25 protein-coding genes, 4 tRNA genes and 1 pseudogene are annotated in these 20,230 nt (G+C 60.9%); 17 read left to right on the top strand and 13 right to left on the bottom strand.

Annotation, left to right across the window (positions count from 1 at the left end; translation table 11 throughout):
• Positions 1-36: 36 nt before the first annotated feature.
• Entirely contained in the window at positions 37-1,077 is a 1,041-nt protein-coding gene (locus BHD07_RS21985; protein ID WP_338283072.1) for a septal ring lytic transglycosylase RlpA family protein, read from the bottom strand.
• A gap of 450 nt (positions 1,078-1,527) precedes the next feature.
• Here BHD07_RS21985 and BHD07_RS21980 point away from each other — a divergent pair, with 450 nt between their 5' ends.
• From BHD07_RS21980 to BHD07_RS21955, 6 genes are all read left to right on the top strand, one after another.
• A complete protein-coding gene (locus BHD07_RS21980; protein ID WP_338283071.1) occupies positions 1,528-1,740 on the top strand; it encodes a hypothetical protein in 213 nt (70 codons plus the stop codon).
• A 194-nt stretch (positions 1,741-1,934) separates the two neighbouring features.
• Positions 1,935-2,024 (top strand) — tRNA-Ser (locus BHD07_RS21975).
• Positions 2,025-2,292: 268 nt separating this feature from the next.
• Positions 2,293-2,368, top strand: a tRNA-Ala gene (locus tag BHD07_RS21970).
• A gap of 194 nt (positions 2,369-2,562) precedes the next feature.
• Positions 2,563-2,727, top strand: coding sequence for a hypothetical protein (locus tag BHD07_RS21965; protein ID WP_013844460.1), 165 nt, complete (start codon positions 2,563-2,565; stop codon positions 2,725-2,727).
• Between the two features lie 208 nt (positions 2,728-2,935).
• Positions 2,936-3,652, top strand: a complete 717-nt coding sequence (gene lexA / locus BHD07_RS21960; RefSeq protein WP_018094916.1) for a transcriptional repressor LexA — start codon at positions 2,936-2,938, stop codon at positions 3,650-3,652.
• Positions 3,653-3,870: 218 nt separating this feature from the next.
• Positions 3,871-3,944: transfer RNA gene (locus BHD07_RS21955), tRNA-Cys, on the top strand.
• 46 nt (positions 3,945-3,990) lie between these two features.
• On the opposite strand, the gene BHD07_RS21950 is transcribed toward BHD07_RS21955, so the two are convergent.
• Positions 3,991-5,070: a calcium-binding protein gene (locus BHD07_RS21950; RefSeq protein ID WP_338283068.1), complete on the bottom strand. Its 1,080-nt coding sequence runs from the start codon at positions 5,068-5,070 to the stop codon at positions 3,991-3,993.
• 397 nt (positions 5,071-5,467) lie between these two features.
• Here BHD07_RS21950 and BHD07_RS21945 point away from each other — a divergent pair, with 397 nt between their 5' ends.
• A complete protein-coding gene (locus BHD07_RS21945; protein ID WP_100674321.1) occupies positions 5,468-5,815 on the top strand; it encodes a hypothetical protein in 348 nt (115 codons plus the stop codon).
• Between the two features lie 47 nt (positions 5,816-5,862).
• On the opposite strand, the gene BHD07_RS21940 is transcribed toward BHD07_RS21945, so the two are convergent.
• On the bottom strand, positions 5,863-6,144 hold the full coding sequence (locus BHD07_RS21940; RefSeq protein WP_100674270.1) for a hypothetical protein: 282 nt from the start codon (positions 6,142-6,144) through the stop codon (positions 5,863-5,865).
• A 142-nt stretch (positions 6,145-6,286) separates the two neighbouring features.
• On the opposite strand from BHD07_RS21940, the gene BHD07_RS21935 reads away from it, so the two are divergent.
• Positions 6,287-6,361: transfer RNA gene (locus tag BHD07_RS21935), tRNA-Asn, on the top strand.
• A 375-nt stretch (positions 6,362-6,736) separates the two neighbouring features.
• On the opposite strand, the gene BHD07_RS21930 is transcribed toward BHD07_RS21935, so the two are convergent.
• The 5 genes from BHD07_RS21930 to BHD07_RS21910 form a co-directional block, all read right to left on the bottom strand.
• Positions 6,737-6,910 (bottom strand): DUF3606 domain-containing protein, encoded by a 174-nt coding sequence (locus tag BHD07_RS21930; RefSeq protein WP_100674268.1) that lies wholly within the window; start codon positions 6,908-6,910, stop codon positions 6,737-6,739.
• 20 nt (positions 6,911-6,930) lie between these two features.
• Entirely contained in the window at positions 6,931-7,125 is a 195-nt protein-coding gene (locus BHD07_RS21925; RefSeq protein WP_275597955.1) for a hypothetical protein, read from the bottom strand.
• A gap of 319 nt (positions 7,126-7,444) precedes the next feature.
• Complete coding sequence (locus BHD07_RS21920) at positions 7,445-8,287, bottom strand: type 1 glutamine amidotransferase domain-containing protein (RefSeq protein WP_100674267.1); 843 nt, start codon at positions 8,285-8,287, stop codon at positions 7,445-7,447.
• 54 nt (positions 8,288-8,341) lie between these two features.
• A complete protein-coding gene (locus BHD07_RS21915; protein ID WP_338283067.1) occupies positions 8,342-8,644 on the bottom strand; it encodes a putative quinol monooxygenase in 303 nt (100 codons plus the stop codon).
• A gap of 13 nt (positions 8,645-8,657) precedes the next feature.
• Positions 8,658-9,449 (bottom strand): SDR family NAD(P)-dependent oxidoreductase, encoded by a 792-nt coding sequence (locus tag BHD07_RS21910; protein ID WP_338283065.1) that lies wholly within the window; start codon positions 9,447-9,449, stop codon positions 8,658-8,660.
• A 97-nt stretch (positions 9,450-9,546) separates the two neighbouring features.
• On the opposite strand from BHD07_RS21910, the gene BHD07_RS21905 reads away from it, so the two are divergent.
• The gene (locus BHD07_RS21905; RefSeq protein WP_338283064.1) at positions 9,547-10,467 is read left to right on the top strand and encodes a LysR substrate-binding domain-containing protein; all 921 of its coding nucleotides are present in this window, start codon (positions 9,547-9,549) and stop codon (positions 10,465-10,467) included.
• 476 nt (positions 10,468-10,943) lie between these two features.
• Here BHD07_RS21905 and BHD07_RS21900 read toward each other — a convergent pair whose 3' ends face one another.
• A complete protein-coding gene (locus tag BHD07_RS21900; RefSeq protein ID WP_338283063.1) occupies positions 10,944-11,759 on the bottom strand; it encodes an SDR family NAD(P)-dependent oxidoreductase in 816 nt (271 codons plus the stop codon).
• Between the two features lie 101 nt (positions 11,760-11,860).
• On the opposite strand from BHD07_RS21900, the gene BHD07_RS21895 reads away from it, so the two are divergent.
• Positions 11,861-12,754: a LysR family transcriptional regulator gene (locus BHD07_RS21895; protein WP_338283062.1), complete on the top strand. Its 894-nt coding sequence runs from the start codon at positions 11,861-11,863 to the stop codon at positions 12,752-12,754.
• Between the two features lie 158 nt (positions 12,755-12,912).
• Here BHD07_RS21895 and BHD07_RS21890 read toward each other — a convergent pair whose 3' ends face one another.
• Complete coding sequence (locus BHD07_RS21890; RefSeq protein ID WP_338283061.1) at positions 12,913-13,269, bottom strand: winged helix-turn-helix transcriptional regulator; 357 nt, start codon at positions 13,267-13,269, stop codon at positions 12,913-12,915.
• A gap of 121 nt (positions 13,270-13,390) precedes the next feature.
• On the opposite strand from BHD07_RS21890, the gene BHD07_RS21885 reads away from it, so the two are divergent.
• From BHD07_RS21885 to BHD07_RS21870, 4 genes are all read left to right on the top strand, one after another.
• Positions 13,391-13,828, top strand: coding sequence for an ester cyclase (locus BHD07_RS21885; protein WP_338283060.1), 438 nt, complete (start codon positions 13,391-13,393; stop codon positions 13,826-13,828).
• Between the two features lie 114 nt (positions 13,829-13,942).
• Complete coding sequence (locus tag BHD07_RS21880) at positions 13,943-14,707, top strand: AAA family ATPase (protein WP_338283059.1); 765 nt, start codon at positions 13,943-13,945, stop codon at positions 14,705-14,707.
• 258 nt (positions 14,708-14,965) lie between these two features.
• A complete protein-coding gene (locus BHD07_RS21875; protein ID WP_026168588.1) occupies positions 14,966-15,310 on the top strand; it encodes an SMR family transporter in 345 nt (114 codons plus the stop codon).
• Positions 15,307-15,633, top strand: a complete 327-nt coding sequence (locus BHD07_RS21870; protein ID WP_338283058.1) for a multidrug efflux SMR transporter — start codon at positions 15,307-15,309, stop codon at positions 15,631-15,633. Before BHD07_RS21875 ends, BHD07_RS21870 begins: the two co-directional genes overlap by 4 nt.
• Before the next feature lie 78 nt (positions 15,634-15,711).
• Here BHD07_RS21870 and BHD07_RS21865 read toward each other — a convergent pair.
• The 3 genes and pseudogenes from BHD07_RS21865 to BHD07_RS21855 all read right to left on the bottom strand — a co-directional run bounded on the left by BHD07_RS21865 (position 15,712) and on the right by BHD07_RS21855 (position 17,200).
• Positions 15,712-16,109 (bottom strand): annotated as a pseudogene (locus tag BHD07_RS21865) (PIN domain-containing protein).
• On the bottom strand, positions 16,106-16,312 hold the full coding sequence (locus tag BHD07_RS21860; RefSeq protein WP_324763453.1) for an AbrB/MazE/SpoVT family DNA-binding domain-containing protein: 207 nt from the start codon (positions 16,310-16,312) through the stop codon (positions 16,106-16,108). Before BHD07_RS21860 ends, BHD07_RS21865 begins: the two are co-directional and overlap by 4 nt.
• A 6-nt stretch (positions 16,313-16,318) precedes the next feature.
• Positions 16,319-17,200 carry an SDR family NAD(P)-dependent oxidoreductase gene (locus BHD07_RS21855; protein ID WP_338283057.1) on the bottom strand — a complete coding sequence of 294 codons (882 nt, stop codon included), beginning with the start codon at positions 17,198-17,200 and terminating at the stop codon, positions 16,319-16,321.
• A gap of 313 nt (positions 17,201-17,513) precedes the next feature.
• Between BHD07_RS21855 and BHD07_RS21850 the strand changes: the two genes are divergently transcribed.
• The 3 genes from BHD07_RS21850 to sseA are packed head-to-tail and all read left to right on the top strand — an operon-like array spanning position 17,514 to position 20,227.
• Positions 17,514-18,554, top strand: coding sequence for a cysteine synthase A (locus BHD07_RS21850; protein ID WP_026168589.1), 1,041 nt, complete (start codon positions 17,514-17,516; stop codon positions 18,552-18,554).
• Positions 18,555-18,561: 7 nt separating this feature from the next.
• Positions 18,562-19,311: an alanyl-tRNA editing protein gene (locus BHD07_RS21845; RefSeq protein ID WP_338283056.1), complete on the top strand. Its 750-nt coding sequence runs from the start codon at positions 18,562-18,564 to the stop codon at positions 19,309-19,311.
• Between the two features lie 52 nt (positions 19,312-19,363).
• Positions 19,364-20,227 (top strand): 3-mercaptopyruvate sulfurtransferase, encoded by an 864-nt coding sequence (gene sseA / locus BHD07_RS21840; protein ID WP_338283055.1) that lies wholly within the window; start codon positions 19,364-19,366, stop codon positions 20,225-20,227.
• The last annotated feature ends 3 nt before the right edge of the window (positions 20,228-20,230 follow it).

The following is a 20,230-nucleotide window of genomic DNA, read 5'->3' as shown; positions in this document are numbered from 1 at the left end:
GGGCATATCAGCGCGAAAAGCCCTCTTCAACCGGCGTCAGCGCGAGTCGGCGTTTCGGTACTGGCGCTTCGCATAGGCGAGAATGGAATCGGGGGTCAGCGGATTGCGATCGACCATGATCGCCTCGAAGGGCGAAGGCTTGTCGCTGACGCGAACTTCGACGTAGGCCGCAGCATAGGCCATGCTGCCATCCGGCAGCGGGATCAATTGCGGGCGCGACGTCGGCATGGGGCCGATCTGCGGCAGAACGACGAATTCGCCGAAGGCGCTTGGTGCCGCCGAGGCCTGCGCCGGCTTTGCGAGCGCGTTCACCGGCACGCCGGCATCGAGCGTCGATCTGTTCGGAACCGGAACGGCGCGGAGATTCGGAACCATGTCGCGCAGCGGCTCGTTGGAAGCCACCATCACGCCTGAGGCGATCTGCCCTTCCGGCATCACGCTCGGGCCACGGTCGCCCTTCCTGACGTACGAAGCCATGAGGTAGGGCATGTCATTGCCTTCGAGGGGCGCACGACCGACATATTGAACGCGAACATTGGCGCTTCCCTTGCGCTTGATGTCCAGCAGGTCGGCGGTTTTCGAAGAGACGTCGATGATCCGGCCGTATTCATAGGGGCCGCGATCATTGACACGGACGATGACGGACGTGCCGTTCTCCAGGTTGGTCACGCGCGCATAGCTCGGCAACGGAAACGTCGGGTGAGCGGCCGAAAGGTGATGCTTGTCATAGACCTCGCCATTGGCCGTCAGCCGGCCGTGGAAGGCAGACCCGTACCAGGAGGCCATCCCGCTCTTGTCGTAGCCGAAATCCTCCTTCGGCTGATACCACTTGCCCTTGACCTGATAGGGTTTCCCTACCTGGTAGCGGCCACCGCCCTTGGGAATGTTGTTTCCGGTAGCGACTCTGGGGCTGGCTTTGACGCCATAGACGGACTCGGCGAAGTATTCCTTGCTCCGCGACTTGGTCTTCTTGACGCTCGACGTCGACCCGCAGGCCGCAAGCACCGCGCAAAGCAACGGAACCGCTGCGAGACGGAGCCCCCTCACAAGATATGCCGCACCGTTATTGGATGTCATCTGTCCCACAAGATCATTCGCAAAGCCGCACCCGAAATCCGCTCCTGCAGCGCTCGCGCATCCGACCGAACGCGCAACGATCGTCGCAATCGTGCAGTAGTTCCCCCCGCGAGAATTTCGCCGTCCCGAAACGGAACAGTCGAACAATCATGACAACAACAAGGCGAAATTGCGAACCGGAGGACGAACGGAGGCAAAAAAACGCTCGCTATGGTTTACGAAACGTAAATGAGTCGCTGGACCATGGTCCGATAGAGCGCGCCAAAGGTCCGAAACCCGTTGCCGGGTTTCCCTGCCGATACATATCGCAATAAGCACCCGCGTGGCTCGTCGGCCGCGGGGTGCGGCGGCCTCAGAGCTGGCCGAAGCTTCCCGTCGGTGCAACTCTGAGGCTCCGTCCCCGGTTGGCGTGGTGCCCGTGCTCCGGCCCAAGTCCGAGAGGATCTCGCAATGGACGACAGATACGATTATGGGCCGCCGGAGCGACGGGCGGCAACCGGCCTCCCCCTAGGCATAATGCTCCTGTCGATGTTGGCGATTGCCGTTTATCTGCTTGCCGGAGCGGCGCTCCTGGACGGCAGAAGCCGGGATGTCGCGACCTACGTCGCCCGGGCAGGCGACGAAAGTCCGACTGCGGCGCCGGACAGCGGACTCCGCCCGTGACGATGGCCCACAACCGTGCCACGGGCGTATGCGGCGCGGCACGCCTCGAATGCAAGCAAATGCTCCGGAGCAAGTTGACGCTGTGATCAAAGCTGCTAAAAAGCCAGCCGTTGGTGAATGGGCAGCAAACCCGGTAGCGATCGCCGGTCCATCGAGAACTCGGAAACGAATTTCACGAAGCTCCGCAATCACCTGGAAGAGTGGCCGAGCGGTTTAAGGCACCGGTCTTGAAAACCGGCGTGCGTGAAAGCGTACCGTGGGTTCGAATCCCACCTCTTCCGCCATTTCAGAATTGATCCGGGCACGCCGGAATTCCCAGCTTCTCGTCACTGATGGCCGTCTTCCCCACCCGCAAGGCTCGTGGCTGCCCTGCCCTTCCGACGCTTTGCGTCACCTGCAGGAGCGGAAGAAGCTGCTTTGGGACTCCATCGCGAAGGGGCGATATTCGGATGGGTGAATTGCAGCGTGCCCTACCGGGCGGCAAGGGTGAAGCCGGCAAACGGAATGCACTGGTGCGCGGGGCCGAAAAATCTTATACAATGGGTGACCAGTGGGGTCGTAGCTCAGTTGGGAGAGCGCCGCAATCGCACTGCGGAGGTCGAGGGTTCGACTCCCTTCGACTCCACCATTCCCCTCTTTTGTCCAGCCCGGAGACCCAGGTAACGGATCTTACCTGAGCTAACATCCACCGATGCCGGACGTCAGGTTGCGGAGCCCGGGCGATGCCGCGGCTCGGCTGCGCTTGCCAAAAAAGCTGATTTGAGAGAAAGTTTTAGTCTGACCCGTTCGAGGTCTGGGCAACTCCCGCGAGTGGAGAAAAACATGCCTGTTAAATCTTTGGTGGCAGCCGTAATTTTTTCCCTCTTCGCCCTTTCGGGGTGCGCCAGCACAGGCTCGACCAACACGACCTATACCCAGTGGTACGGGCCCTATCCCGAGCCTGAATTCGACGTTCTTACGCCGGGCGGACTGCGGCTTGCCTATTAGCATGGCGTAGGCGAGCGACTGGGCCGGCCGCTGTAAGTGAGCGTACGCCCCTGCCCCCAGATTCCGAGCGATCGCCATCGCACGCCGGATGGAAAGCGGACAGGCATTCAGCAGCAAGCGGTATTCACGGAATTTTAGGCACTTGCGGAACACATATGGAACAGATAGGTTCTGTTCTTGATTTGTTTCGCGATTCTGGAGTGACGCCATGCTGACCCGCAAGCAACAGGAATTGCTTCTGTTCATTCATGAACGAATGAAGGAATCCGGGGTTCCGCCGTCCTTCGACGAGATGAAAGATGCCCTGGACCTTGCCTCCAAATCGGGCATCCATCGTCTGATCACCGCACTCGAAGAGCGCGGGTTCATTCGCCGGCTACCGAATCGCGCTCGAGCCCTCGAAGTCATCAAGCTGCCGGAGGCCTATGCCGGTGTTTCGCAGGTCCGCCGCGGCTTTTCGCCGAGCGTGATCGAAGGCAGTCTGGGCAAGCCTGCGGCCCCGCCCCCCGCACCGAAACCGGCGCCCCCGGCCGAGATCGCATCGGTCGCTGTCCCGGTCATGGGCCGCATTGCCGCCGGCGTGCCGATTTCCGCAATCCAGAACAACATGCACGATATTTCCGTACCGGTCGAAATGATCGGCAGCGGCGAGCACTACGCTCTCGAGATCAAGGGTGATTCGATGATCGAGGCCGGCATCCTCGATGGCGATACGGTGATCATCCGGAACGGAAGCACTGCCACCCCCGGGGATATCGTCGTCGCCCTGATCGACGACGAGGAAGCAACTCTGAAGCGTTTCCGTCGCAAGGGCGCCTCTATTGCGCTCGAAGCCGCCAATCCGGCTTACGAGACACGGATATTCGGTCCGGATCGGGTCAAGATCCAAGGCAGGCTTGTCGGCCTCATCCGGCGGTACCACTAGCCTCCCGACGAGGTGTGCAGGCGTTTCCCACGGAAGTACGCAATTTCAAAGCGTTAGAAGTGGGCGCATTGCGCCTTGGGGCGCTATGGCCACGCCTCCACAGAACCGAAGCCATATTTATACAGAATAAAAAAGACCCTATTCCAAATGTACCCTCTTGCGGATTGCGGGCAATCATTCTAAATCCGCGCCACGATTTGAAAATCGCAGATCGTAGAGGCCTCGTGGCGGAGTGGTGACGCAGAGGACTGCAAATCCTTGTACCCCGGTTCAATTCCGGGCGAGGCCTCCAAAAAACCACCCCTATTCAGCTTTGTTACCGACAAATCTTACCTGCGTCAGACGAAGGCGAACTCCGCGCCCGCAAAGACGAAGTTGGCAGCGCTGAGGTCGGCAGCGTGGATGCCGATCAGAGTGACCTGATCGACCGTGCCATTCAACTGCAGGACAGCGTTCCCGTCAGCATCGTTGCCGATGTTGGGCAAAAAATCAGCGAAGTCGTCGTAGCCATAGCCAGCGATTTGGATGACGTCCTTGTCCAATTCGAAGTCGAAGATCTCATCCCGACCACTGTTTCGTGAAAACAGGAACTGATCGGCACCGGTCTCGACCGCGAAGCCTGCGGTCAGTCGACCATCACCCCAGAGCTGATCGTTACCGGTGCCGCCGATCAAGAGGTCGTTCCCACCCGCGGTGTCCACGCCGACCTCTGCATCGCCATACAGGACATCATTGCCTTTGCCTCCGTCGAGCAGGTCGTCGCCGCCACTGCCGCCACGTGAGAAAAGAACGTCTCCAACGAGAAAGTCATTGCCCGAACCACCATACAGGTGGTCGTTGCCGCCAATGCCGGATTCCACGACGCCCTGGTCGAGGCCATCCCCGTAGAGCTTGTCATGGCCCTCTCCGCCCTGGAGGCGATCGTTCCCGCCAACGAAAAAATCGCCCAGGGAGAAAGCGTCGCCCGAGAGAGTATCGTCTCCGGCGCCGCCGTCGAGCCAGTCGTCTCCACCACGTCCGCTGAGGCAATCGTAGCCATCGCCATAGAGTGTATCGTTGCCTTTGCCGCCCGAGAGACGATCATTCCCTCCGGCGACGGTAGCGGAATCAATCGCATCGATCTGGAAGGCATCGCCGTACAGCGTGTCGTCGCCGGCGCCGCCGTCGAGCTGGTCGTCGCCACCACGCCCCTGATTGGAGATCGTCCAAGCGTCGCCGAAGAGCGTGTCGTTGCCCCCAAGGCCGTCAAGGCTGTCGCGGCCACCCTGCCCCGAAGACAGGAAGCCGCCGATTTCGGAGACTCCTAGGCTATTGCCGGTCGTGAACGGGTCTCCGAAGATAATATCCGGATCGTTCGTTCCGAAGATGTGGTTGTCCAGCCCGAGCCAAGGGGCGATGCCACCGATCAGATGCGCCATTTTTCTCTCCACAGTGCTGTAAAGTAGGCGATGCTCGTCTTGGGAAACCCGGACGGCCTTCGCGGCGCCGACTTCGTCGGGCTCCGTCGGAGTGACGAGCTAACGCTATGAAAATACCGACTTCCTACGGAAGACCGTTACACCCTTTTCCTGAAAGCGCTCCAATGTTGCCGAACGTGATGTTCCTGTCTATTGACCACTTTGGATTAACTACAAGTTGTACTTTGCGACCACACTCAGCGTCCGGATACTGGAAGAAGGACGAGCTCGCCCACGCTCCCGAAGACGTCCGCGAAGGGCGAAACCTCGAGGATCGTGTGGTCTCGTGATCGGCGGTTGTGATATAGCGGTCCGTCGGCCGGCCTCATCGGGAGGGCGGCACTCGAAGCGCGACGTGATGGATATTCCTTGGGGCTACATTCAGCGCCACTTCGATTGGCTCGGGCATGTGGTCGAGGGCTTCTGTATTGCAGCAGTCGTCGCCCTCCTGTTCATGGCGATTGCACCGAGAAGGCTGGCGCTGATCATCGGCCTCGCCTTCGCCATCGGACACTTCCACGGCCGCGAGAAACGTGATTTCGAGATCAGCGCAAAGCTGCCGCCGCCTCACCTGGAGGGCTATGAAATGTGGAGGTGGAGTTGGGACCAGGCGACCGATTTCTGGCCGGTCGCTTTGGTCCTCGCCTGCGTCATTGTCGCCCTCCTGCCCAAACGACGTCGAAAGCCGCGCAATTCCGACGACTGAAATGCGTGCATCCGGATGCTGGCGGAACTCTTGGCAAGGCCCACCTCTCAGGATCTGCCGGACGAGTTCGGCTTGCTGCGCCATCGGGCCCACCATACGGCCAGCTTGCGCCGCCGTCGGCGCATCGAGGGAATATCGTGCGAAAGCACGAGCAGGCCCAGAGGAACCATCCAGAAGCCCAGGATGGGCAGAAAACCGAGCAGACCGCCGAAGACGAGCAGAACGCCGATGAGCACGCGCAATGCCGGCGAATTGGGCAGGCTCATCCGCCATTTGCCGAGTACGATCTCACGCGTCTTGGGATCGATGCCAAAATGCTTCTTCGCCATCACTCTTCTTCCGTACCAATGACCCCACAGTTGGTGCCTTCTCCACAGGGCGGCAACCGCCTGCCGACATTTTTTTTGAAAAACCGCTTGGCAAATCGGAAAAGCATTTGTATTAGCAGCCTCACTTCTGCGGCGCAGATGATCCCTGGTAGCTCAGCGGTAGAGCACTCGACTGTTAATCGATAGGTCGCCGGTTCGAATCCGGCCCGGGGAGCCAGTTTTCAAAGCCCTGCACCTCGCGGTGCGGGGCTTTTTCTTCGAGTATTTTCAAGCGCTTAACCGATCATGTAAATGCACCAAGCCTCTAAGGGTTCGGTGCTGGCGTGCTTTTTGGTTACATTTTGGCTGCTTTTCGGACCTCACAGGCCGGCAAACGGGGAATTCATAGGGTCCGAAGCTATTGCGCGTTACGCAATGAGAAACGCCGCAAGCGGCATCTATCGCTATCATCGCCGCGTGCCGAGCTGCACACGAACTATCACGCCGCATGGGAGAAGGCGCGGATCAGGAGACGAACGCCACGAAAGGCGGGACGCGACCGCCATTTGAGCCGGAGACAAAGGAGGTCCAGCAGGTGACGCTCTTTTGAGCGTTATTTCTTGCCGAGATATTCCATCACTTTTTCGCGGTTCGGCCCAGCTTCACGGATCGCCTTCAACGCCTTCTGCCGCGTCACCTTCGCCGTTCTCATGAGGTAGGCCACCTCGTGCTCCTGTTCGGAAACGAGCTCGCGGTCGCGGCCTTTCTTCTTCGGATTATCTGCCATGCTTTCCTCTCATCGACGGTCTACCACGAGCCGCCGGACAACCATCTATTGCTGAGATAGTCCTTCGCTTTCACCCCGGCAGGGTTTCCTTCACGGAGGGCCTCCTGCACCATCCTTCTCCTATAGGCCGCATTTTTCTCATCACTTGCGACCCCATGCCCCTCGGTGGAAACGAGATCGCGGTCACGATCCGGCTCCTTGTCCTTATCTGCCACTCTTTTCCTCCATGTACTTGGATGAAGAATAGGAGCGGATCACGCTTCGGCAAGGGCGGGCTTATGACGCGTCAATGGGTGATGTCGTTGTCCGGGACGCGCCGTCGACCGGTAAGGATTTCACCGTATCAGGGACGTCCACGGCTCAATCAGTGCCTCGATGTTCTCAGCTTCAGATTTCCTCTTTGCTCAATTCAACTCGAGGTCCGGCGCGGCATTCCTGCTGCGCCGGGCTTTTGCATTCGAAGAGCCCCGCATCAACGCCGCAACTGAGCGCGGTCTCGCCGGCTGGCCTCGTGCTGGCCGGACATGTCGCCGCTTACTTCAAGCGCTTGAGGAGTTCCTGCGCCACGGCGGGGGCCGAGGCCGGATTTTGGCCCGTGATCAGTTCCCGATCGGTGACGACATGCGCGCTGAAGGGCGCATCGGACTGACGATAGCGAGCACCTGCTTGCGTGAGGGCATCCTGCGGATAGAACTTCATCGCGCCGCCGCCGAGCAATCCCTTTGCCAGTTCCTCTTCCTCATTGCTGATCACAGTCAGGTTGTAGCCGGCATAGATCCATTCACGGTCTGCTTTCGCTGCGCCTTCGGTTTCCAGCTGTGTGGTGAAAGCCTTCGGGTCCCGCAGGGTCGAGATGAGCGCGATGGGGCCATGGCAGGCGAGCGCGGTCGCCTTGCCCTGTTCATGGAAATGCGTCAGCACCTTGCCGAGCTCCGGGCTGACAAGAAGATCCTGCATCGGGGCATGGCCGCCAGGGACATAGACCGCGTCGAAATGGTCGTAGCCGATCTGCTCGACCCGCGCGAGGCTGATTACGGGCGAGGCAGTGTCAGACAGCAAGCCGATTTCCTCAAGCTGCGCTTCGCTCGCCTTCATCGCAGCTTCGTCTCCGCCGAAATACATCTTGTCGATAGAGGTCTTGTCGATGGACGGCGCCGTGCCCTTGGGGGTGGCGAAGGTGATCTCGTGACCGGCATCGAGCAGCGCCTCGACCGGCTGCATCAGTTCGTTGAGGTAAAAGCCGGTCTGGAAGACCTTGCCGTCCTTCAGGTCGAGATGGTCTGAATCGGAAAGAACCACCAGCACGTTTGCTGCATGGGCGCTGGCGGCGCTGAAACCGAGGGCAAGGGTGATGGCGAGGCGACGCAGGTATTTCATCGTCTGTCTCCGGATGCTTGAAAATTGCGTGGTCAGGAGTGTGTTGCGGCTGTGTCAGCCGGCGATCTTCGCCAGCCGATGCAGCGAGAAATCGGCGAAATAGTCGCCGACGCCGCTGGCCAGAAACCGCTGCATGGCAGCGCCTTCCATGTGGGCACGCCATTGTGCTTCGCTCTCCCAGCTTTCGACGAAGATGCGAATGCGGCCGTCATCGAGGGACTGGTGCAGTTCGTAGCGCAGGCAGCCGTCCTCCATGAGAGTCTCGGCAACGAGCTTTTCCTGGGCAGCCCCAAGGGCCGCCTCCTTGCCGGCTTTGGCGGTAGTCATGGCAATGATGGTGAGCGGAGAATTTGACATCGAACGCGCTCTCTCAGGCAATCGTGTTGACGAGGCCGCCTTCGGCGCGCAGTGCTGCGCCGTTGGTGGCTGACGAACGCGGGCTGGCGAGATAGGTGATGAGGTTTGCCACTTCTTCTGCCTCCACCATCCGCTGCAGGATCGAAGCGGAGCGCGCAGTGGCGAAGAATTCGGCTTCGATCTCTTTGATCGGAGCGGAAGGATCGGTCGCCTGGCTGCGCAGGAAGGTCTCGATGCCTTCCGAACGGGTCGGCCCCGGCAGCACCGCGTTCACCGTGACGTTGGTGCCGCGCGTCAGTTGCGCCAGACCGCGCGAGACGGAGAGTTGCGCCGTCTTGGTGGTCGCGTAATGGATCATGTCGGGCGGGATGGCGAGGCCGGACTCGCTTGAGATGAAGATGATCCGACCCCAGTTCTGCTCCAGCATGCCAGGCAGGTAAGCGCGCGACAGGCGTACGCCGCTCATCACGTTCACCTCGAAGAGATGGTTCCAGTCAGCGTCGGTGATGGCGCCGAAGTCCTTGCTTTCGTAAATGCCAAGATTATTGACCAGGATGTCGACCGACGGCGCGGCCTTGGCGATGGTCGCTGCGCCATCAGCGGTGGCAGCGTCTGCGAGAACGCCGGCAACGGATTCCCCGCCGGACGTCTTGATGTCGGTGATGGCTATGTCGAGCTTCGGCCGGTCGCGGCCGGTGATGATCACATTCGCGCCTTCGCGGGCGAGCGCGCGGGCGATTTCGAGCCCGATACCAGCGGTGGCGCCGGTAACGAGCGCGGTTTTATCGGTCAGTTGCAAATCCATGACGTGGCTCCTGATTGTGTCCGAACGCAATCTATGATCTGAGAGCCCGAGGAACTATTGCCGCCACTGGATATGCACCTGTGAATGGAGATCATCAGTGCCGCGCATTTTGATGGAACGCTCTGGCGAGATGGAGGTGTTTGCGCGAGTGGTGCAGGAGGGCGGCTTCTCGGCGGCCGCGCGCAGCCTCGACATCACGCCATCGGCGGTCAGCAAGCTGATCGCGCGTCTGGAGGCAAGACTTGGCACGCGCCTTCTGATGCGCACGACCCGCGCGCTAACGCTGACCGAAGAAGGCGAGGCTTATCATCACGCCGCGCTCAAGATCTTGCAGGCTCTGAACGATGCTGATCGGGAAGCGTCGGGCGGCGCCGTTCGTGGCCGGCTTCGGGTGAACGCCACCATTCCGTTCGGCACCATGTTCGTGGCGCCTGCGATGCCCGCCTTCATCGCGCGGAACCCCGATTTGATCGTTGATCTCAGCTTCGCAGACGGTATCGTCGATCTCGTCGCGGAAAAGACCGACGTCGCCATTCGCATGGGCAACCTGCCGGACAGCGGCCTGATCGCGCGAAAGCTCGGTCAGAGCAGGCGAGTGGTGTGCGCCGCGCCTTCGTACCTGGAACGCAAAGGAAAGCCCCAAACGCCCGCCGACCTTGAGCGTCATGACTGCCTGACCTTCAACTTTCGCCGCGAGCGGCCCTCATGGCCCTTCCGGTGGGACGGCCGGGAGATCGCCCAGGCGGTCACCGGAAGCCTGGTCGTCAACAACGGTGAGACGATGAAGCAGATGGTGCTGGCCGGAGTCGGCGTTGCACGGCTCGGGCTGTTTCACGTCGCCGCCGACATCGCCGCCGGAAGGCTCGTGCCTCTGCTCGAGGACTGCAATCCAGGTGACCTCGAACTGATCCACGCCATTTACGTGGGCGGTGGGCCACTGCCGCATCGGGTTCGAGCCTTCATTGAATACATGATCGAGGCATTGGAAGAGTCACCCCTCCTCAAGGGCGGATCGTAACCATCTGAGCGGCCCACCATGCGGCCATGATGTCGCCTATCTGTGCGCGCTGCCGGACAAGTGCTCTTCTACGAAGGATGCCATAGCGCTCTGCGGCTGATGGTGTTCGATACCGAGCGATCGAAATATTCCGCCAATCTGTGAGCAGCACATCGCTGACCGTGAGCGGCATGACCCGAAGAATGCAGGATGGAAGGTTCGGCGACATGGGCCAGCCTCCAAGGCCCAACTTTCCACCCTGCTGCGACGTCATCTGAACTGGAATGAACGACCCGAAGCGGACTACTCAAAAGCGGAGTCTTATTGGCAGCCTTGCGCGCCCATGTCGGTCATACAGGTCGTCATCATGCCTCCCTGAAAGCAGACATCGTTCTTGGCGGCGACCTCATGTCGTTAGTGCGCCGGAAGCTGAAATCAGCTTTCGAACTGCCGCCGGGGCCGAGCATCACCTCCTCGCCGGCGCCCCGTTTGGCGTGTCAGCCGCGATCGGCGGACTGAGCGATCTCCTCTCGGAACCTGTCGACCTTCTCACGGGCCCACTGCTTGGCGTCGTCGCCAAAGATGAGACGCGCCGGCGCCTCGTCTTGGGAAGCGAGCTCCACAATTCGTGCGGCAAGCAGCCTCGGATCGTTCGGCTGGTTGCCGTTCGCCCCGTCCACGAACGATTGATACTGCGCGACCGCCTCAGCGTAGTCTGGAATGTCGATGCTGCCGAAGCTCGCCGACTTCCGATCCATAAAGTCGGTGCGCAGCATCCCCGGTTCGACCAGGAGCGAGCGGAGGCCAAACGGTGCAAGCTCCTGCGCAAAGCCCTCCATCCAGCCCTCGACCGCGAATTTCGACGCAGAGTACACCGACCCCCCGCCGTTGGAGACCAGTCCGCTGACCGATGAGATTGTGATGATGAGGCCTGAGCGACGCTTGCGCATATGGGGGACGACTGCGCGCGCGACGTTCATCGTGCCGAACAGGTTCACCTCGAACTGACGCCGCACAGCGCCATCCGTGAAGGTCTCGAAGAAACCCAGCTCGGCATATCCGGCATTGTTGACCAGCACGTCGATCGCACCAAACCGTTTAACGGCCTCGGCGGCGACCGACTTTGCGGCTTCGGCGTCGGTGATATCGAGCGCGAAGGCGTGCAGGCGATCCTGGTCGCCCCCAAAGGCGTTGCGCACTGCATCAGCGGACCGCGCCGTTGCCACAACCGTTTCGCCCGCATCCAGCGCCGCGCGCGTGATCTCGCGTCCCAGCCCGCGGCTTGCGCCCGTCACCAACCAAACCTTCGCCATAGTCTGTTCCTCGCGTTCTCGCTGACTTGGACTATGTAGCCATGGTAATGTATCGAAATAACCCTCTAATAGGTGATAGGCCCCAGTAGCAGGGATTATCAATGCGGCCGGATCAGTTCAGCGACCTTGCGGTTTTCGCGGCTATCGCCTCGGATCGCAGCTTCACGCGCGCCGCGAGGCGGCTCGGTGTCACGCAATCAGCGTTGAGCCAGACCATGAAGCGCCTGGAGGGCCAACTGGGTTTTCGCCTGCTCTCTCGCACGACACGCAGCGTCGCCCCGACTGCTGCTGGCGAGCGGCTGCTCGCGACCCTGTCGCCGGCCTTGGCGGGGTTGGATGACGAGATCAAGGAGCTGTCGCAGGCACGCGGAGCGGCGATCGGCACCGTGCGGATCACGACGGGCAAACACGCGGCCGACACAGTGCTGTGGCCGATGCTCCCGTCCTTCATGCGTAGCCACCCCGGCATCGAAGTTGAGGTGTGCGTGGAGAGCGGGATGATAGATATCGTTGCGGGCCGCTACGATGCAGGCATTCGGCTCGGCGAGCGATTGGAGAAGGACATGATCGCGCTGCCGATCGGGCCTCCACTTCGCGTCGCGGTGGTGGCCGCTCCCAGCTATCTGAGCGACTATCCGGCGCCGATGGAGCCTTCGGACCTCACGGCGCATCGCTGCATCGCCCATGGCGACCTGTCTCGCTGGTTGTTCGAGCGCGACGGCCATGCGGTGACGGTCGTGCCAGGCCGCGGGCCGGTGTTCAACGACGGCGACCTGCTGGTGGCCGCCGCCCTTGAGGGGTTCGGTATCCTCTACATCCTGGAAGATCTCGTGGCGGCGCCAATTGCCGATGGCCGTCTCATCCGCCTGATGGAGCCGTGGTGCGAGCCGTTCGCAGGCTACCACCTGTATTACCCCGATCGGCAAGGCACGACGGCATTCGAGTTGTTCAAGGAGACGCTTCGATCATGCCGGGGCAAATCAGGGCTTGGTTAGGAGTCGGCGTAGCTTTTCCAAATTTGGCCCCTGCTGAACGGTAGCCCCGCTATTGCCAGCCCCGCTCGTATTCGGATCTTCTAACGGTGCTGCGCAGATGGTGGCTCTCGCCGATGACGCCCCGGAAGCTTGCTAACCGATCTTTCCCCGTCCGCGTCTCAATTGGATGCCACCTGCGACGATTGCTGCAGCATGCCCGCTACCTGCGCACGGTTCTGATTGCCCCATTTGCAGAGCGGAACCAGCGCCTGAACGAGCGTCTCGCCGAACGGTGTCAGCGCATAGTCGACCACCGGAGGCACCTGTTGGTGATCGTGGCGTACAAGAACCTTCATTGCGACCAACTCCCGTAGCTGCTGGATCAGCACTTTTTCGCTGATGCCTCCCACGCGCCGTCTGATCTCGGAAAATCGCGTAGGGCCATCCTGGAGATGGTAAAGGACCAACGGCTTCCACTTGCCGCCGATGACTGACAGCGAAACGTCCAGGCCACATTGGTTTTTTGGTCTATCCATAAGAAAAGCTCACACTTACCTTTTTGTATGTTCTACCCATGGAGACAGTGAGCGTCTACATGTCTTCCATCCTTTGGCCGGAAGAGTCGGGATACCCGGAAGTTCGAACGAGGAGCTGTCAATGAGAGAAAACATCCATACGATCAAAGACCTGTATGCTGCAGCAGAGGGAGACGGACTGGATGTCGGCAAGTTCGTCTCCTTCTTCTCTGAAGATGCCTATGTGCGGGATGTCCCGACCGATATGGAGTTCCGCGGCAAGGACATCGCCATGGTTGCGGGCGGCATGGCTCAGGCCTTTCCGGATATCCACCGAGAACTCTTCAACATCTACGCGGTGGAAGATGTCATCGTTGTCGAGCTTGCCATTCGCGGCACCCATAGAGGAGCACTGGAGACGCCAGCGGGCACAGTCCCCCCGACCGGCAGGACCATCGATGTTCCTTGCTGCGATGTCTTTCACCTGCGGGATGGGAAGGTGGTCTCCTTTCACTGCTACAATGCGGCATCCATCCTGCAGCGCCAATTGGGTCTTGCCGGTAGCGTAACCGCTGCTTGACAGGCAGAGACCCCGAGCGGGTGACGCTCCCGGCCGCTTCAATTTGTTCGGCAGGGCGAGTCCTGGCGCAGCCGCGGTTCCCACGTCACGAACTGCTAAAGACTGTACGGTGCGATGCGAAAGACAAGATTGACGAGCCTGCCAGCCCCATACCTGAAGCGCCTCTGCATGCGGGAGGATGCGAGCTTGGACGAGCAGTATCCCTTCAACCTGCCATGGATGGACAAGGATTTCACTCTCGATTTCCCGACACCGGTGACAATCATCGTGGGTGAGAACGGCACGGGGAAATCCACTCTGATCGAAGCTGTGGCCGCCTTGTGCGGGTTCGATGAGGCCGGGGGCGGCAAGGGTTACATGCCGGTCGATCATTCCCGTGCCGTCGACCGCAGCGGTGCCCATCTCGCCAGCGCCTTGCGAGCATCCTGGTTGCCCAAGGTGACCGCTGGCTGGTTCTTTCGTGCCGAATCCTTCTTCTCGGTCGCACGCTTCCTCGACGAAGCCGCGCGGGACGCCAATGCTGCCCCTCCGGACTTTCTGTCCTGGAGCCATGGCGAAGGCTTCGTTCGCTTTTTCGAGGAGCGCATGTCCAGACAGGGGATATACCTTCTGGACGAGCCGGAAAGCGCGCTTTCTCCGAAGCGACAACTGGAACTGCTTCGCCTTCTTCATGCCATTCAGGGATCGGCCAATGCGCAGATCATCATGGCCACGCATTCGCCCATCCTGATGGGCGTTCCTGGTGCCCGGCTGCTGGAGATCACCCGCGCGGGCCTTGCCGAAATCGAGCTACGGGAGACGCGGCACTTCAAGCTCTATCAAGACTTTACGAGCGATCCAGACGATTTTGTGGATCGTGCCTTGCGCGCCGAGATGTAACCGCAGACGGGTGCGTCAGCAGTCCGGTTCCTGCGTGGGCGTGAGGACTACCGGCCTGGCACCGACGGCGGTGAGATCTCGCGTTCGAACGATGCCTCGTTCTCGCGCCAAAGCGACAGCTCGCTCTCTGAGTGCTGGTTTCGGGCGTCTTTGGCGTTGACACGGTTAGTGGAATCGAGAATTCGTAATTCGCGCTTTCATTCTGCCCGGTGAGCCAGCTTTCATCTTTTCGGGCTGATTTTTCTCGTAGGTTTCCTCATGCGTATCGCATGGCTTTTCCTGGTCCTTGCGATCGCGACCGAGGTCGTCGGCCTGACCGTGATGAAGGCGGCATCCGGCTCCGGCACCTATTGGGGGCATATCGTCATGTATGCCTCGATCGCGCTCTCCTACGTCTTCCTGGCGCGAGCGGTGAAGACCATTCCGGTCGGCGTCGCCTATGCGGTCTGGGAAGGATCGGGCGTCGCCGTGATCACGCTCGTCTCTGTTTTCGTTTTCGGCCATGCGCTTTCCGGTCGCGAGATGCTGGGCCTTGCGATGGCCGTCGCGGGAATACTTCTCCTCAATGCCGGCAGGAGCGATGCCGCGGAAACCGCCGCATGAGCGCGTCGGGTCTCTCCTTCGCATTCGCGGTCGCCGCCGGTGTGCTCGATGTGGCAGCGAATCTCGCCTCGACGAAGTCGAACGGCTTTGCCCGCCGCGGCTGGGGTGCCCTTTCGATCGTCCTGGTGCTTGCGGCCTTCGCGCTCCTGGCGGAAGCGATCAAGGACATGGACCTGGCGATCGCCTATGCCATTCTCGGCGCAACCGGAATCTTCGGTACGGCCATCTGCGGCCGCCTTTTCTTCGGTCAGAGGCTGAAACCGATCGGCTGGCTTGGACTGTCACTGATTTTCAGCGCGGTGCTGGTGCTTCACACCGCCTGACGCGGCTGTCCATCTGAGCCTGAGCGCTTCTTCCTCAGGGGCGAAGCGACGGGCTGCCTGCCCGGCACCAGCAGCTGGTCATCGCTTTACGAGGCGCACTCCGGCATGATCGGCTGCCGGCTTGTCGAAGGTCAGCGTTTCGGCGCAGCCTGCCAAGCGCCCGCCGTGGGCGATCAGCGCATCGGAGAAGTCCGCCTTCGTCGTGCGGTAGGTGGCAAGCGCCAGATAACCGGCATCCGCTCGATCAACCACGATCTCACGCGCTCGCAACAAAGTTTCTATAACGCGAGCAACGGCTTCGCGTGGCATCCTATATAAGCGCGTTAAGACCCGGACGGTTCGACAAGAACCACCTGCGAGATGTAGCCCGGCGCCTCGGATGTGAAGCCGTCAATGATTTGCGAAGCCAACGGTGACTGGATCGTATCGTCCTGCGCCAGGTAGCGCACGAGCAGGTTCGTATCGATGCCGATCATTCGCCGGTGGATCCAGCGGCTATCGCTTTCTGCATATCCTCGAGACTGACTGGCCTGTCCGGACGAGGAACGATCCCCTTGAGCGATCTGATCGAATGGGAAGCGGGCACAACGGCGTAGTGGCCGTCCTCCATACGGATGAAGTCCACACGATCCCCGGCGGAAAGACCCATATCGGCGCGGACCTTGGCCGGGCATGGGATGTCGGGTCAAGATTGCAGGGGTCGAGGGCGGTGCTGATGCTTGACAGCGCCTGACGGCTGTCCGTCGGATCCTGAGCGCTTGTTCTTCGGAGGCGCGGCGACGGCTGCCCTCCCCGGTACCAGCCGATCGAGAAGCGCGAAATAAAGCCCATAGGGCAGGATCCGCAGCAATTTGACCAAGTACGTAAATCGTTTCGGGAAGGTGATCTCGAAACGCGAAGACTTCAGCCCCGCGCATATCCGCTCTGCCGCCTCCTCCGTGCTCACCAGCGCGGGTCTCGGGAATCCGCCTTTCGGCACGGCCTTCGTATCCACGAAGCCGGGACAGATGACTTGCAGGCGGATGCCGATACGATCGAGATCGAATTTCAGGCTCTCCGCCATGTTGATGAGTGCCGCCTTGCTCGCACCATAGGCGGCGCCCATCGGCAGCCCCCCATAGCCGGCCACCGACGACATGATCGCGATTTGTCCATGCCCCTTGGCCTTCATATGTTCGACAAGCGGAACGAGGCAGTTGACGACCCCGTTGAGATTGACCGCGAAGCTTCTGTCGAAGGCGTCTCGCTGCAGGTCGTCGCCACGGACCGGCAGGACGACGCCGGCGTTGAGCACGGCGAGTGCCACCTGCCCGTGCTCGTATTCGATTTTTGCCAAGAGCCGCTCCATGTCCTTCGGATCGGTGACGTCTCCATCGAGAACGATCATCCGCCCTGCTCCGGCCGCTTCGTGCTGAAGGTCTACCAACTTCTCGTGACTTCGCGCCGTGACCACCACCGAATAGCCTTCCTCGGCCAATCGAAGCGCCACGGCTCGACCGATTCCGGAACTCGCGCCGGTGACCCATGCCAATCCATGTTCGGGGCGGGCGGTGAATACGGCTGTCATCTTTTCCTCGCTCGTCGACGGGGGTTCTCACCGGGGCCACCGCATAAGCGGCCGGTCCCATACCTCTCCGGACGGCAAGCGCCTGCCCCGCAATCTCCGCTTCCCGCCCGTCGATTGACGGCAGAGACGTTTTTTGCCCGGGACAGGAAAGCTGCGAAACGCTATTCCTTGCCTGTAAGACAGAGTGAGCCGAAAACACGCCAATATTTCGGCAATCCTACCCATGAAACCAAATGTTTATCGGCTTGCCGTCGACCGAGGTTAGTGCTTGGCTAAGGCCGGCACCCGTTCCGTCTAGCGCGAGGTTTTCAAAATGCCTGTTCTTCCGTCCGTGCTCGAAGCAATCGGCAACACGCCGCTGATCCGGCTAAAGGCCGTTTCCGAAGCGACCGGCTGCAACATTCTCGGCAAAGCGGAGTTCCTCAATCCCGGACAGTCCGTGAAGGACCGGGCGGCGCTCTGGATCATCCGCCAGGCCGAGAAGGCCGGGCAGTTGCGACCGGGCGGCGTGATTGTCGAAGGTACGGCCGGCAATACGGGGATCGGCCTTGCCGTTGTGGGCAGCGCACTCGGATACCGCACCGTCATCGTCATCCCCGAAACCCAGAGCCAGGAAAAGAAGGACGCGCTGCGCCTGCTTGGGGCCGAACTGGTCGAAGTTCCGGCTGTGCCTTACAAGAATCCCAACAACTACGTGAAGATCTCCGGCCGGTTGGCGGCCCAACTCGCCGAAACAGAGCCCAACGGCGCCATCTGGGCGAACCAGTTCGACAATGTCGCCAACCGGCAAGCGCATGTCGACACGACGGCGCCTGAAATCTGGCGGGACACCGACGGCAAGGTCGACGGCTTCATCTGCGCCGTCGGCTCCGGCGGCACGCTTGCCGGTGTGGCGGAAGGTCTGCGCGCCCGCAATGCGGCGATCAAGATCGGCATCGCCGACCCGGAAGGGGCGGCACTCTACAATTTTTATGCCCATGGCGAGCTCAAGTCGAGCGGCAGCTCGATCACCGAAGGCATCGGTCAGGGCCGAATCACCGCCAACCTCGAAGGCTTCACGCCGGACTTCGCCTACCAGATTCCCGATGCTGAAGCGGTACCCTACGTGTTCGATCTCATCGAACAGGAAGGTATCTGCGTCGGCGGCTCGACCGGCATCAACATCGCCGGAGCCGTGCGGCTTGCTCGTGACCTCGGGCCGGGACACACGGTCGTGACGATCCTTTGCGACTATGGTAACCGCTATCAGTCGAAGCTCTTCAATCCGGACTTCCTGACCTCCAAGGGTTTGCCGGTTCCGGACTGGCTGAAGACGACCTCGAACATAGCAGTGCCATACGAACCCGCTGGATAGGATTGCCATGACCGGAACCGTCACCGCCCTCTTCCGAGACGAGTTTTACCTCTCGACCTGCGAAGCACGTGTGACGGCAATCCTGGAAGGCGGCGGCATCCAGCTGGATCAGACCTGCTTTTATGCGACATCCGGCGGGCAGCCGGGAGACACGGGTTTCCTCGAGCGCGAAGACGGCAGCCGCATCGACATCGTCGAAACCCGGCACGGCGCGACCAAGGACGTCATCGCTCACATGCCTGCCGGCGGCGCGCCCACGCCGGCGGTCGGCGAGAAGCTCGTGCTGCACATCGACTGGCCGCGCCGCTACCGGCTGATGCGCATGCACACGGCCTGCCACCTGCTGTCGGTCGTCTGCCCCTTCCCGATCACCGGCGCAGCCGTGGGAGAGGAGGAAAGCCGCGTGGACTTCGACATGAGCGAAACGATCGACAAGGACGAGGTCACGGCAGCGCTGATGAAACTCGTCGAAGAGAACCATCCGGTCTACGTGCAGTGGATCACCGACGAGGAGCTGGCCGCCAATCCGGGCATTGTCAAGTCGAAGAACGTCCGCCCGCCGATGGGGCTTGGCCGGGTCAGTCTCGTCTGCATCGGCGAGAATTCATCGATCGACAGCCAGCCCTGCGGCGGAACGCATGTTTCCGAGACCCAGGAAGTGGGTGCGATCCACATCGCCAAGATCGAGAAGAAGGGCAAGGAAAACAGACGTTTCCGTATACGCTTCGCGACGCCCGAAGATGGGGTTGCGGTCTAGTGTGCGCAGGGAAATTGTTCTTTCGCATGAGAAAGCCAGTGGAGTGACGACGATGGATGGTGATAACGAAAACAAGAGCCGCTTTGTCGTTTCTGCGGATTGGCTTGAACAGCGCCTCGATGATCCGTCGGTCAAGATAATCGATGCCTCCTGGTATCTGCCGGCGCAGAACCGCGACGGGCAAGCCGAATACGCCGCCGCGCACATTCCCGGGGCGGTCTTCTTCGATCAGGACGCGATCGCCGATCGGTCGAGCGCGCTGCCGCACACCCTGCCCTCCCCCGTGGCATTCGCCAACGCCGTGGGCGCAATGGGAATCAGCGAGAACGACACGATCGTCGTCTACGACGGCCCGGGGATTTTCACCGCTCCGAGAGTCTGGTGGATGTTCCGAATCATGGGCGCCAAAAACGTCTTCGTTCTCGATGGCGGGATGGACGGCTGGAAAGCGGACGGCCGGCCGACGACGACCGAGGTTCCGAAATTCAGCCCGCAGGTTTTCAACGCAGTCTTCAACCCGAACGCCGTCACCTCGTTCGAGCGCATGAGAGATGTCGTCGAGCACCGGCTCTCGCAGATTGCCGATGCGCGCAGCGCCGGGCGCTTTGCCGGAGAGGAACCGGAACCGCGGGCCGGCATGCGGTCGGGCCATATGCCGGGCGCAAGGAGCCTGCCGTCGGGCGTATTCTCCGAAAAGGGCAGGTTCAAGGATCTCGATGCGCTGCGCCGGACTTTCGCGGATGCCGGCATCGATCTGACGAAGCCGGTCGTCACGAGCTGCGGCTCCGGCATTACCGCCGCCATCATCACGCTTGCGCTTCAATCCTTGGGACACGAGGAGAATACGCTTTATGATGGCTCCTGGTCGGAATGGGGTAGCCGGCCGGATACTCCGGTTGCAATCGGTAAAGAGTGAGAG

Source organism: Sinorhizobium sp. KGO-5 (assembly GCF_036245905.1).
GTDB classification, from domain to species: Bacteria; Pseudomonadota; Alphaproteobacteria; order Rhizobiales; family Rhizobiaceae; genus Sinorhizobium; species Sinorhizobium meliloti_A.
The sequence above is the reverse complement of the archived record's forward strand: the minus strand, read 5'-3'. Positions and strand labels throughout refer to the sequence as shown.